This is a genomic window from Paenibacillus sp. FSL H3-0329, assembly GCF_037963285.1.
Taxonomy (GTDB): Bacteria; Bacillota; Bacilli; order Paenibacillales; family Paenibacillaceae; genus Paenibacillus_AQ; species Paenibacillus_AQ odorifer.
In genome coordinates, this window is the sequence record NZ_CP150150.1 from 5,082,298 (window position 1) to 5,095,682 (window position 13,385).

Here is a 13,385-nt window from a genome sequence, read left to right on the forward strand (position 1 = left end):
TGTCATTAAGCTTAAAGCGAATACGGCCAACGCGCTCCTAGTGTTATCAGCTTCGAGAATGTACCGTAATTCTAGAGATCACCGCGACGGCCCACGTAATCACCTGCGCGTATAAATACCAGTTCAATTACGCTGCCACCTCGTATAATCCATTTCTGTGCGGGTACAGCCGGTAAGCCGTCACATCGGCCCATCGATAACGGCGCGCCCACCCGCAAGCACTCCGCTATGAACGTGTCATTACCACGTCATCAAACGGCCGTCCGGTCGTGTGCAAACGCCGGTGAACGGGCTTATAAATGAAGAAAAGCCGGTCGGCCTGTTTAGGCTTCCCAGCTTGATTCCACTATGTCGTACGCTTAATTTTACGATCTTTCCCGAGCTTTCCGACAACATCGTTAATAGGCGAATATTTATCGTGCTGTTCTTTAACGGACTTTTCCGAGAGGTGTAAGTAGCGAGAAGTCATTCGAATATCGACATAACCCAATGTATGCGCCAGATGGTGTACGTTTCCTCCGTTCTTTAAGAATAGCGTAGCAGACGTATGGCAAAAAAGGTATGGATGAACATTTAATTTTATGCCGGCATTTTTAGCGTATTTTAAGACGATGACGAAACCGATTGATAGTAAGAGGTAACCCGTAGTTAGCAAGAAAAATATGATCGGTTTCAAATTCCTCATTTTCGGAAATCAACTCTTTTAGTAACCGAACTGTTCTTTTTGTTATTGGAACTCTCCGTGCCCTGCGTGTCTTAACCGTATTATCATTAAAGAACAGCAGTCCTCTCTTAAAATCCACATCCGGTTCAATCAGAAAAACAACCTCTCCTATTCTTGCCGAACTGTCAATTAGTACTGTTATAAGAACATAATCTCGGAACCCCGCGTATGTACTTTTATCGATTACGGAAAGAAGCTTATGCATTTCTTGCACAGAAAGGATTTGTATTTCTTTTACTGGCTCGGCTACTTTTTTTATATCGGCTAAAGGATTTGTGGGAATATATCCCTCTTCGTTCATGAATTTAAACATGGTTTTGATTCCTTTAATTATTGTATTAACAGTTACAGGCGAAAGCCCAATTGTTTTGTTATGCTCTCCTTTATGGCTATGTCCCTCCCACTTTTTTCTCATGTAACATCCAACTCATGTAAGAACGCACTAACTCCGGCGTAACAGCACTAAAAACACGTTCAAATCCCTGGCTGTCCATGTAATCGCAAACTGCTCTCATAACTTAGTAATGTATTTTCTGAGCGTCCTTCCGCCTTTTTAGCAAGGTGAGATTTCTCAAATAAGTCTTCTGATTTTTTATCATCTCCATTAGTCCGTCTCGATTTGTAATGCCTTCCAATACGTTTATCCATGGTCTCCTCCTCGTATGTGTCAACATTCATTCAAGGAAAAACGTTCGGATTAAGCAAAAAAACGCCAGCCCTAACGGATTGATTCCGCTAAGACTAGCGCTGTTTATTTGCGTTTATTTATTACCGTATTTCTCTTCGTCGTTGCTGTCAGCTTATTAAACGGACTCGACTTTGCGTCCTCAGACTTCAAATCTTCGTTAGCTAGCGCGACATACCGCCGCGTCATCTCCATACCTCCGTGGCCTAGCGTCTTCTGCAGCGCAAAGGCATTTGCACCGTTCAGGATGTATTCGAGGCTGAACGCGTGCCTCAGATCATACGGCCGTATGTGCACGCCGAGCTGATCGCTGTACAATTCCATCCGGTCGCCCCACGGTATGGCGATTCATCTGTCGTCCTTCATACGAACAAAAGATCGGCGTATCCGGACTCCAATCGTCAGTCCTTGCGAGCAGCAGCTTATGTATAGCGCGCACGGTCATATCCGAAAGATGCAGCGTCCGGCTCTTGCGGGCCTTCGCAATCTTCGCGGGTATGTATATTTCCGCTGCTTTCTCCATAAAATCAACGGGCAATAAGCGGAAAGCTTCCGACGGTCTAATGCCGCTACCTAGCATTATAAGGATGAGATAATAGTCACGCAGTCCTGTGTACTTGTCTTGATCCGGCAGCTTCAAAAGCTCGCGTAATATCTTTTAGTCAATGCTTACAACGCGCGGCTCAGCCTTTCGTTTCTTAATATTCGTGATCGGATTTGATCCAATAATCCCGCGCTCCACACACCAGCTAAAGAACGTCCTCAGATAGATCAAACGGTTGTTATACGTAGACGGTGCAACGTCCTCCGCTAAGCACTCAAAAGCCGCCTCCGCTAACCTGTCCGATTTAGCCCCCGCGCCAGGATACCGCCGCATAAACCGGGTAACATGCTGCGTATAGTCGCGCTGTGTCTGCTCCTTAAGCCCTCCGCGCGCTTATATTCGAGGAACCGTCCTAGCACTGACTCCCACGAATGATCCGTCCTAACCGCCTTAATTCTCACCAAACAAAAACGCCTCCCATTCGTAATGAACGGAAAGCGTTCGATTCTGTGCGTCAACTAAACATGTTCGCGCAAGTACACAGGATTAGCGTGTACCTGACGTTCATTTAGCGTTGATGCAACCGTGGTTCACTGCATACTACCGAGGACGGGGGTCGAATCCGTACGGTATTCACGTACCGTAGGATTTAAAGTCTTGAAATAGTCTTCGTATACCCTTTTCTACACTACGGGAAGATCGAGCATAAAGCCTTTAACCATGCGGGCTAAAGATACTTTTTTGTGTACTATACTTTCTATGTTCTGGAATTTATATATGCAGCAATGTTAGCAATAGGATTTGAACAGGTGCCTTACGCCTCTGCTTTTTTACGTCCAATTATCACTTTTACTTTTCGAGATTTGTCCATTTGCATACACTTAGACCCCTAACCTGTCAAGATGAAAGGGGGGCTTTGTTGGTTTAGGAAACTACTGTTATAAGTCAAGTAGGGCAAGAGTTTTAGCGATAAAATGTGCTAATCGTTCGGAAATTCAAGCAGCAGAAACAGAGGGAATCTTGACCAAAGTTCGAATTGACTCGATTTTATATTCGCGCAGTTGCAAGTATTCTAGTTCCAACTTTGCTTTCTACTTTGCACTCGATATTAACTGTCATAATATCCATTTGGAATGATAGAGATTTAGCTAGTTCTCTTGGAACGAACCCTAATTGATTATCACCAGACCAAACTTGTATAGCGAATTGATCAAATTCATTATCAGGTTGTCTTTTTAAAGTTAATAAGTCACCGACCTTTACCAGCTTTGCTGTTTCTACTCTTTCTGACTCATAGGGAATACCTTTAACAACAAACGTTTGAAGTACTTGTGCCTTTTTAACGTCTGTTTTCAAAGTGAGTTTTGTTGTAACACTAAAAATATTCCTTAAGCTATACTTAGATACTATTCCAAAACTAGTTAACTCATCTATATTCAGGTTTAATAACCACTTTGCAAAAGCTAGTATTTCCGATGGTCCTTTGTATACACTTGACAAAGTTAAGCACGATTCTCTTGATGTTATGCCGATACTACGTAACCATAACGAGTACTTATTATTTAATCCATATTTTATTTTTGAAGGGAAGCTAGTTATTGTTGAATCGAAATCTTTCCAGTCCCTATTTAAAACTAAAGAAGCGATAAAAATAACTGCAGTAATTCCCCACGGATATTTAAAAGAAAGACAATCTTCAATATAAACATTGATTAGGTCAGAAAAATCATCACCTACTGCATTAATCCAAAGAGGTCTAAGATCATCAATACTAGCACCTTGAATCCATGATAAGAGAAATGGTTCAAGTTCAGGGTTTCCTGATATATTAACATTTTTAAACGTATCTTTTGGATGCATTTCCTCAAGTTTCAATATACACTTTAGCGCAAGTCTTAAAAATACTTCTTGATTATTATTTATAAATGCTTCTTGAAGATCGAGAAGAGATTCAGTTAAAGTCTTTTCAATCTCTAGACAAGAATCAATAGACAGACCTGTTCTCGAAAACAACACTTTTCTTTCTCTTGATTCAATATCCCAAAAACGTGTAGCGTTTTTCAAAAGAATATCATTTACATATTCAGAGTCGCCTTCAATAGACTGTATTTTAAATAAAGTATCTCCAATAAATGATTCCATTAATCTCTGATCAGGTGTATTGACAACTTCTTCAACTAAGAAATTCATTAGTGAAGGTTCAGTTACATCAGAAATGATTTCATCTAATGTTTCATAAGATAATCTACCATTCCTAAATAGTTCCATTGCAACAGTAAAAATACTACGGACACGTTCTGAATTGTTTGGATCAGAATATAAGTCAAATAACTGTCGATCTCTAGCAGAATTGATTATAAATATAATTTGGCCTTCTGTTTCACGTCCAGCTCGCCCTGCTCGCCCTACTATATTCCAAAAATCCCTAATTTTTACCGATATTCTTTCTTGAGGATTTGGGTTGATGTCCAAGGAGTAAACAAGTAGAGTTTTTACGGGTAAGTTAACCCCTTGGCCAAGGGTACTAGTTGCAATTAAAACCCTTATTTTTTTTTGTACATATTCTCTCTCAACTGCTTTACGTACTTCATCCGCTAAATCACCGAAATGGGGGGCTACGCCTCTTTTTATACATTCTGTAATAATATGGTCTTCACCGTACCAACGAATCGCAGCTTCTAAAGCTTCACTTTCATCTATTCTGGGAAATTGATGAGTATCATCGAAATTTTCATCAAGAATTTTAATTAGTTTGAAGAATGCTTTTAAAACACTAAAAACACCGGCACCCCCACTTTTACGCCCAACTGTAGCACAAAAAATGAGAACAGATCCTTCATCAAGATATTTAAGAGCCAGTAGAGCAGTTGTTTCAGATTTATTGTTAGGATATGAATTCTGTTTTATCTTTTTTACTTTTTTCCCTTGAATTGTATTCCAATTAATCTTGCCAATGATATTAGGAATAAAGAATTTATCAAATGATCGTTCTGTATTTTGTACATAATTTTTAAAATCAACTCGACCATTTTCTCCAACCCATGAAAAATACCCTAATAATCTTCTAGTAGGTTGCCAATTACTACCGTCAAATAGTAATGGAGATTGTATTTTTGCTCTTTCATCTGATATTAGCCACTTTGCAAAATCATTACTGTCTTTATCTGGCATTACTGCAGATATAAATAAAAACCTGCACCCTTTAGGTATGAACCACCTTTTTAATCTTGTTAAAAGCAGCTCGAATTGCGCTGAACGACTATCTAAATTACCCAATACATGTCCTTCATCAACAACTATTAATGAAAAATCATTGAACATCTCAGGCTTAACTCTAAGTAAGAAATCCACCTTTTCCGGAGTAGCGATTAATACGTCTGATTCTGTTATCCAAAATTGATCGAGATCATCAAACTCAAAACCACCAGTTAAACTTGAAACTGAATACCCGAGTCTGGATAGGTGACTACTCAGAGTATTTTCAACTTCGGTGACTAAAGAACGAAAAGGAGCGATATAAAGGCATTTCTTATTTAGGCTAATCTGTTGTAATATTGCCATCTCAGCGATTAGTGTTTTCCCAGCGCTAGTGGGCATTTGAATAATAAATCCTTTATTGTCTTTAAGGAGACCTTTATCAATTGCTTCAATTTGTGATTGCCATAATTCGGAGTTAGAAACTCTTATTTCTTGTGGTAGTAACTTTTCATCAGAGTATGGATTTGATGCTAACAATCTTAGATAAGGGATCCATGTATCTGGATTATATTTTAATTCATCTGATAGGATAGTCCAAGTTGTGCGCTGATAAGAAAGTGCGAATTTTAAATCTAGTAGTGATAAAATAGTCGTCAAAGTGGCATCTCTTAGATGTATTGCTTGATCCTTTGCTTCAGATATCTCATACTCAAAATCATTTTTCTCTCCAGTTAACTGGTACTGAATGAATCCGTCAATAGCAGCCTTCCAATGAAATTCAATTTCTTCTTTATCAGAAATCCCTACATCTTGAGATATCATTTTCTCAACAGCCTGAAGCTGTCTTTTCATTAATAATGTGACAAATGTAAATAATTGATTTAAACTACCATCTAGTAATCCGATCTGTTCAATTTCGTAATTTAATGATCTTAACATACATACGGAATTAGCCTGATAACCTGATAAATCGTAACATAGAGCTGACAAAACCTTAGCATAGTCTTTGTCATATTCTTTAGACATTATCGACATTGTTTCAAATAACTCAGCTGCAACTTTAAGAGCTTGAACACACACTTGACTTGTCTTATTCTTAAGAACTCTAACACTAGTCGAACTTAGAAAAAGAGCTTGTCCCCAAATAGTTGTTTCGTCATAAGTAGCGTTGAATTCGGCTCCCATCTTTTGAGCAAATATCTGACCAAATTGATTTTTAAATAAAGAAGAATTAATTAATTGGTTTATTGCTTGCTCTTTTTTCAAAATGTATTCATGAAGTTCCATAAACAATTCCCTCCCCAATTTTTGGGATTTGGGAAAAGGATTGCTTAGCCAAATCATCTAAATTATTTATAAGTAAAATATTAACGCTAAAACCCTTCATAAGATCCTTAGTGTTGTTTAATTCCATTAGTATATCTTCTTTCCAAAGCTTCTTTTCATGCACCAAAAAAATATGATGATTAGTTGGGAAATTCGCTTTTTTTAAAACAATTTCATCAAACTGATCAGAAAGATCATATCTTTTTTCACTATAATATAATGTCGACATAAAGTCTGCTATAGTGACAATTGCTGACGTATCATTTGAAAATAGTGAGTTATATGCTTCTATGCCTATTTTTTTATCATAGGTTATTTTCGTTTTTGTCTCACAAACACAAAGGCTGCTTACTTTTCCAAATGCATCAAGTTGAACACCAAACACATCTATTCCAAAAGTGGATTTCTTTCTATTAAGTTTATACCGCAGCTTAATTAGTGCTGTTTCTAATTGTTTGACATCTCTCAGAATCAAACTGGTTACTATTTCACCCCAATCGCCACGGCGCACATTTTTATCTAATGTCTCAGTAACTGGTGGAAATACTTCATTGACTAAATAATCTTGCAACTCCTTTTTATCCCTTTTGGAATAACGTCTTTTTAAATGTTCTGGGTTTTTATATGCAACAAGCAGTTCCCCAGCTAGCCATGACGGAAATGCAACTTCTGCTCGTATATCGGTTTCTGAAACGTCAATAACATTATATTGATAACCATGAGTATTCCTAGTGGTATGTATAAGCCAATCTCTAATCATATAATCCCCCAGAGTCCAAATATATATTTCCAGAAATTTCTGTCCGATAAAAATTAGTTGAACCATTCGTGGATTGACTAAGTACCAAATTATTAAAGTGCTTCAATAACTAAAATACATATTTCGCCATAATGTTTACATCCCCTTCCAAACGTGCGTTCTACTACAAGAAATTCATATCTTTGTGTCGTAATTTAGAAGGTTTGAAATCTATATTATAAAAAAGATGATCAGTTCAATTAGCTTAATTGATGAAAGGTAAAATTAGAGAGGGGAATAATTTATGGAGCAAACTCAGGCAGATGAAGTAAGAAGATTAGTATCAGAATCATTAAGGGAAAGTAATGACAGCTACACAATTCAAGAGCTTTTCGAGCGCTTCCCTACGGCTTCAGAACTAATGGATGTATCCGAGCAACAGTTAGTATCTATAAAAGGAATCGGCAAAGGAAAAGCCCGGCAAATTACAGCTATGCTAAAGCTTGCTAAGGCACTCACATACCCGGAGCAGTCTAACAATGCTATCCGAAGTCCCAAAGACGTTTATAATCTACTAGAACCCGAACTCCGTTTTGAACAGAAAGAACACTTCATCTGCCTTTTTCTGAATACTAAGAACCGTCTAATCTTTAAGGAAGTCATTTCTATCGGCTCTCTAAACGCTGCTATCGTCCATCCAAGGGAAGTATTCCATGCAGCAATCAGACGCTGTAGCGCCTCGCTCATTTGCGCTCACAACCATCCGAGCGGAGACCCGGAGCCATCCATTGAGGACGTCAATTTAACAAAACGACTCTTAGCCGCTGGGGAAATCATAGGAATAGAAGTCCTTGATCATGTAATCATTGGTGGTAATCGCTTTTACAGTTTGAAGGAGCGCGGCTTGATATAAGCTTACTTTAACCTTGTTAATGTATGTTCCTCTTACTAAAAACCTCTCCATAAATACCTCTGGCATCTGAATTGCCACACCCTGTATTAATTCGTGGTTATAACCACTTAAATCCTCACTATATCCTGTTGAGCATCCTTCCAAAAAATTCTATCGTTTTGTTAGGGGTGAGGGGAATTGAACAACATTGAATTTATCGGAGAAAGCATCCGAATTCTGCGAACGGGTAAGGGGCTGAGCCAGGAACAGCTAGCACTGAATGCAGGAGTAAATACTTCCTACATCGGCCAGATTGAACGTGGAGAGAAAAATCCAACGATAAAAACTTTGGAGAAAATAGCGGTAGCTCTCGAAGTAACCTTACTTGATTTACTTTTACACTCAAATCCGAAGAAAGGAGTAAGTAACCAATCCATACAAATTCTTACCCCCGCCAGAATCAAGCAATGCCTGCTGGAAGTTCTAATTGAGCACACAGATTTGGTGACAATGAACGTTCTGAAGTCCTATCGACACTTCGAAGATTGATTTCAAGAGTACCCAGCAGTTACATAGCTTATAAAAGCCGTATACTCCAGAACAAAGGATGATAAATGAATGCGAAAATGGGTCTTAGCAATAACCGCCGCTTCTATAATTATGACTTATGGAAACGTTGCTTCAGCGGAATCAGCCATAACTCCCAAGAAGGTTATCTTAAAAGTCAATAACACCGGAATGTTTGTAGATGAAGCCACCACCTCTACACTTCTTGATCCACAATTGTACGCAACCCCTGAAATCAAAAATAACCGAGTTATGATTCCTATCGCTAGTGTTATTCAAGAATTTGGTGGATCATCAAGCTGGTCAGCAAAAGAGAAAAAAGTCTCGCTGACACTAGGTAATAACAATGTCGCTCTTTACTTAAATAATACCAAAGCCTATGTGAACGGAGTTTTGAAGACATTGGATTCAGCTCCTATTACTTCTAGTGAGGGACGCACATTGGTTCCATTGAAATTTGTAAGTGACAATCTCGGAATTACACTTATATGGGATAGCAAGAATCAAGTCATTGCGTTATATCGTGGTGCATTTGACGCTTATCCAAATGACTACAGTAATTACTTCATTTCAATGTCTGACTCTAGTAGCAATAACAACAACAGTACGCCTGACAGCACTCCTAACACTAAGCCAATTGATCAACATGGAGTCCAAATTAGCGTAGGTGACCGTATATCAAACGGTTTCTTCTACGGTGAGGTTCAAAAAGTAGATGGAGGGAGAATTCTTGTTTATTGGGACAGCAAGAACGATCTTTATATTAGCGATGCTGATACCGACTACTGGGCAATGCTTTCTGGAGTTAGATATCTGTCAAGTAGTTGGGTGAATGCCAGTACATTGACTGTAGAATCTTAAGTCTTGAAGCTAAAACTTAATATGAATATAGAAAAGAGGAGCGTCGATTCGCTTCTCTTTTCTATTTTGAAGGGAGGTGAGAAACATGGATAAAGTAATTGAAACCGCCGGGAAGACAGCGCTGACCGCAGCGGGCGCACTAATCGGAGGAGGAGCAGGAGCAGCACTTGGCACTGCAATATTCCCCGGTGCTGGAACAGCCGTTGGTTATTTATTTGGTGTTGGATACGGAACACTCAGCGGTCTTAAAGCTTGGAAACATTAATCAAAATAAATTATTGGAGGAATACAACGATGAGTGATTTTTGGGAACGTATAGTAGAGTCTGCTGTAGATGCAATAAGCCAAACAATTGAAAACAAATTTGATGTGGTGGAAACCACTAAGGATTTGTACGATAAATATAAAGAAGAATAGAAAATAGGGAAGGCTCCTTAAGAGTCTTCCCTATACTTCAAATTTGATTGGTAATGCCAAAAAGACAAGGTAGATAATCTATTTTTCCGGATATTGGAATCGTAACGGGGTTGATCCCAATTTCATGAAGCTTTTTGATATGGTTATCAAATCTTTTCTTGTTATCTACAGTTTCCCTTGCTTTCCATATCCCCCTCTTATCATTTACAATTTTTAAAGTATTCACCAGTTCATACTTGGTGTCACTTTTCATTCTTGAATCCATGATAAGTTCTTTTGCTTTCGAAAATGTATAGTAATCACCGTATCCAATAGTCTTTTTAAAGTAAGTATCTAGCACTTCAGCAGATATATCTTCACGTAAAAATTGTGAATATCCTTGCTTATTAAGGTTTTTACTTCTGATAATGCGGTATATCTTATTATAACCGCATTGGATTTCAAATCTAATTGTAGTCATTGCTCTTTCATCGTAAGGCAGCTCATTCTCCAGCAACTGAATTCCTTTAATATAGCAATTAACAGTTAAATCCACAAAAGAAGCTTTGCCATTCAAATGTCGTTTTTTATAAATATAAAAACTATCCTTAGGCGGTTCGTAACGTTTGCTAATACTATTGTATATCGTGTAGAGTCTGAACCCTTTTGGTATATTGGCACGTTTGATAAGTTTCATATATAAGTCCACGTGCTCAGTGCTTATATTTATTGCAAAATCTACTCTTTTGAAACTGTAAATATCTAACTGATCAAATCTAAAAATCAGACCTTTATTACGTTTATTGCTCTGAAATTTCTTTCCAATCTCTTTAAATGCTTTTTTAAACGAAGCTTTAATTTGATTCAAATGTGCTTCGTCAGCTAATTGATAATAATCGTTTCCATCCAATAATCGCATAGGGTTCAAAATGATTTCAATTGCACTGTAAGTAATTTCACCATCAAGCTTAGAGTGTCTAAGAATTATTTTTATTCCTTGATTTTGAAGAAGCTGAAATTGGTAATAGCCCTTTGGTTTCTCAAAATACCTGCACTTATTCGTTTTAGAGAGTTCACGTAATACTTCATAGATTGCCGAAAAATAGTGAAAGTCAAATTTATAGAACATATGAACTGTATGATGCATAACAAAGCCCTCCAATATATGTTGGTTAGAACTTTGTTATGCGCATTTTTGTTTTTTACTTAAGCACTCATATAATACAAATTCGTTAATGTATGCATGAATAATAGTAGTCGTAAAAGAAAAGATAATATATACGTATATGCTATGAGCTAAATTTATTTTTTGAAAGTTTAATTCACACCGTTCCAATAAAGACACTATTAATGAACGAAATAAAAGGATACAGTGCAGTATCTACACAGTATCCTTTCTTTCTATTTATTCATCGTCATCATCCATCCCAATAAAATCAATATCAGGATCGTTACCCTCATTTTCTTCATCATCGTAGTCATTGTCGTAGTCATCATTGTCTGGTCCATACTCTTCAGGGGGTAGTGACAGTGATGCATTTTGTTTAAACTTTCCATTTATATCTTTTATTAACTCAGTTATACTTCCTATTTTACGAGCATCAAACGTGATGGCTCTAGAAGCTGCTGGCCTATAATCTTCTCCCCAAATCGGCATAGGTGATGTTATTGAGTTTGAAGATTTAATTATCAAGTCAGCTTCTTCTAATAATTTCCCCAGTTTTTTAACTCCTAGCAGAGGCTTATTCTGTTGCCGAGATTTTCTAAAAAGAACTTCATGAGAACTTTCCCATATTAGTTTTAATTCTTCTGTCTCAAAATTATAGATTCCTCTCGTACCAGTAGATGGATTGATACGTCCTTTTGAGTGAGTAAGTTCATCATGCATCGCAATTCTGATATCCCCTTCATTTATTGCCTCAGTGAGCAACTTCAAAAAGAGAACAACTTGGGAATCTATGATTGGTTTTGATTGATCTTCAAGTAAACTCTCAAATATTTGCAGTGCTTTTTGGCTTATTACTTTAGATTCCAGTGGTGTCAAAAACTCTTTTTCTGTTGCGTATAAGATATAAAAATTAAAGGCGTTGAATAAGTGACTGACACTATCTATTATTCTGGAATGAAGTTTGGAACCAAATTTAATCCTTAGTTTTTGGAAATCTCTTCTATAGTGGTCAATCATTTGTGAGTTTAACTTGTCAGATAACCAATTCAGATAATAAAAAATACTTGTTGGCAACGGATTTGAATGTTCGTACTTCTCAAATTCCCTCATCTTCTCTAAATCAAAATCAGGCTCATCACGATTAAAAATATTATCCATTGCAACTCTAATTGTACGAGCAATTGTTGAACTGTTTTTCTCATTATTATTAAGAAACCTCTCTCCAGTGAATAACGCCATTCCTGTTGGTAAAGCATCATCGACGGACGAAAGCTGTCTATCTCCCAACCACCGAATGATATTCTCAACTTTGTCGTCTGTACGATATTCATTCTCCGAAGTCTTTGACGTTCCGTAGTCATCAACCACAACAACGCTGTCTTTATATTTGATGTATGCTGATTTCAAATCTTTCTTATATGCGTCAACACGTACTATGTTTTCTGCATCGTAGATTTTTGTAAACAAACTTGACAATCTTGTTTTTCCTAGCCCTGACTTTCCATAAATCCACATGGCGAAATTAGGTGACAAATCTTTCGTTTCTACAAGAGGGGTGACAATTAGTGAGAGAAGTACGTGACTTAACAATGAATACGTAACTCTGTGATCACAAATATTTAACATTTCTATAGTCTCTTTGAATGCCTGTCCCTCGCTCAGAGTGTCTTCTTTCAGGAACTTAAATTCTGTAAACGTTGTTCTATAATCCTGCTTTGAGACACCAATCTTCCCCTCAGAGTGTAAGAAAAACCACCCCTGCTCATCTTTATACCAGCCAATTTGATCAAGTTCGTTGATTATTGGAATTTTCTGATCAATGTGACTTAAAAATCGTAGTATCAACGGATAAGATTTAGTAGTTATAGAGTCTATTCCAGCATATTGATTCCAATGTTTTATCCACGTCATATTATGAAGGACCTTTTTAGAAACAGTTACAGTTTCTAGAAAAACTGTCGCACCTTCCCTTAAAGCATAAAACTTGTAGTACATATCTCCCTGTTTACCGAACGTTTTAATTCTTTCCACCGGAATCAAAACAAATTGGATGGTTTGCTTCGCTTTACCTTTCATGGTTACTTTAAAATCTCCGTTATTATCAACACAGAATAAGTCATCAGCATATCTTTCATTAAAGAAAGATAAAAGAGATTCAACCGTTTCTTGGTACGGATTATTCATAGTCTCCTCCAAAATAATACGAAAATGTGATTATTAATTTGAAATGTATCACATTTTCATATTATTTCCTATATATTTTAATTCCTCTACTAACAACTATT

The 13,385-nt window shown here is 37.3% G+C and carries 14 protein-coding genes; 5 read left to right on the forward strand and 9 right to left on the reverse strand.

Annotated features, from left to right (window positions below; genetic code table 11):
• Nucleotides 1–71 precede the first annotated feature (71 nt).
• The 7 genes from NSQ66_RS22475 to NSQ66_RS22505 form a co-directional block, all read right to left on the reverse strand.
• A complete protein-coding gene (locus NSQ66_RS22475) occupies nucleotides 72–212 on the reverse strand; it encodes a hypothetical protein (protein ID WP_339192111.1) in 141 nt (46 codons plus the stop codon).
• Nucleotides 213–593: 381 nt separating this feature from the next.
• Entirely contained in the window at nucleotides 594–1,139 is a 546-nt protein-coding gene (locus NSQ66_RS22480) for a tyrosine-type recombinase/integrase (protein ID WP_339192112.1), read from the reverse strand.
• Nucleotides 1,140–1,198: 59 nt separating this feature from the next.
• Nucleotides 1,199–1,372, reverse strand: coding sequence for a hypothetical protein (locus NSQ66_RS22485; protein ID WP_339192114.1), 174 nt, complete (start codon nucleotides 1,370–1,372; stop codon nucleotides 1,199–1,201).
• Nucleotides 1,373–1,475: 103 nt separating this feature from the next.
• On the reverse strand, nucleotides 1,476–1,706 hold the full coding sequence (locus NSQ66_RS22490; RefSeq protein ID WP_339192116.1) for a tyrosine-type recombinase/integrase: 231 nt from the start codon (nucleotides 1,704–1,706) through the stop codon (nucleotides 1,476–1,478).
• On the reverse strand, nucleotides 1,687–2,049 hold the full coding sequence (locus NSQ66_RS22495; protein ID WP_339192118.1) for a site-specific integrase: 363 nt from the start codon (nucleotides 2,047–2,049) through the stop codon (nucleotides 1,687–1,689). Before NSQ66_RS22495 ends, NSQ66_RS22490 begins: the two co-directional genes overlap by 20 nt.
• 951 nt (nucleotides 2,050–3,000) lie before the next feature.
• Entirely contained in the window at nucleotides 3,001–6,438 is a 3,438-nt protein-coding gene (locus NSQ66_RS22500; RefSeq protein WP_339192121.1) for a DEAD/DEAH box helicase, read from the reverse strand.
• Nucleotides 6,425–7,237, reverse strand: a complete 813-nt coding sequence (locus tag NSQ66_RS22505; protein ID WP_339192123.1) for a Hachiman antiphage defense system protein HamA — start codon at nucleotides 7,235–7,237, stop codon at nucleotides 6,425–6,427. The genes NSQ66_RS22500 and NSQ66_RS22505 overlap by 14 nt, the downstream gene beginning before the upstream one ends.
• A 283-nt stretch (nucleotides 7,238–7,520) precedes the next feature.
• Between NSQ66_RS22505 and radC the strand changes: the two genes are divergently transcribed.
• From radC to NSQ66_RS22530, 5 genes are all read left to right on the forward strand, one after another.
• Nucleotides 7,521–8,129, forward strand: coding sequence for a DNA repair protein RadC (radC, locus tag NSQ66_RS22510; protein ID WP_339192125.1), 609 nt, complete (start codon nucleotides 7,521–7,523; stop codon nucleotides 8,127–8,129).
• A 177-nt stretch (nucleotides 8,130–8,306) separates the two neighbouring features.
• The gene (locus NSQ66_RS22515; RefSeq protein WP_339192127.1) at nucleotides 8,307–8,657 is read left to right on the forward strand and encodes a helix-turn-helix transcriptional regulator; all 351 of its coding nucleotides are present in this window, start codon (nucleotides 8,307–8,309) and stop codon (nucleotides 8,655–8,657) included.
• A gap of 69 nt (nucleotides 8,658–8,726) precedes the next feature.
• A complete protein-coding gene (locus NSQ66_RS22520) occupies nucleotides 8,727–9,536 on the forward strand; it encodes a stalk domain-containing protein (RefSeq protein WP_339192129.1) in 810 nt (269 codons plus the stop codon).
• A gap of 85 nt (nucleotides 9,537–9,621) precedes the next feature.
• Nucleotides 9,622–9,801, forward strand: a complete 180-nt coding sequence (locus NSQ66_RS22525) for a hypothetical protein (RefSeq protein ID WP_339192131.1) — start codon at nucleotides 9,622–9,624, stop codon at nucleotides 9,799–9,801.
• Nucleotides 9,802–9,830: 29 nt separating this feature from the next.
• Nucleotides 9,831–9,953 carry a hypothetical protein gene (locus NSQ66_RS22530; RefSeq protein ID WP_339192133.1) on the forward strand — a complete coding sequence of 41 codons (123 nt, stop codon included), beginning with the start codon at nucleotides 9,831–9,833 and terminating at the stop codon, nucleotides 9,951–9,953.
• A 37-nt stretch (nucleotides 9,954–9,990) separates the two neighbouring features.
• Here the strand turns inward: NSQ66_RS22530 and NSQ66_RS22535 are convergent, their stop codons facing one another.
• Together NSQ66_RS22535 and NSQ66_RS22540 are read right to left on the reverse strand one after the other, a co-directional pair.
• Entirely contained in the window at nucleotides 9,991–11,079 is a 1,089-nt protein-coding gene (locus NSQ66_RS22535; protein ID WP_339192135.1) for a hypothetical protein, read from the reverse strand.
• Between the two features lie 258 nt (nucleotides 11,080–11,337).
• Nucleotides 11,338–13,284, reverse strand: a complete 1,947-nt coding sequence (locus tag NSQ66_RS22540) for a hypothetical protein (RefSeq protein ID WP_339192137.1) — start codon at nucleotides 13,282–13,284, stop codon at nucleotides 11,338–11,340.
• Nucleotides 13,285–13,385 lie beyond the last annotated feature (101 nt).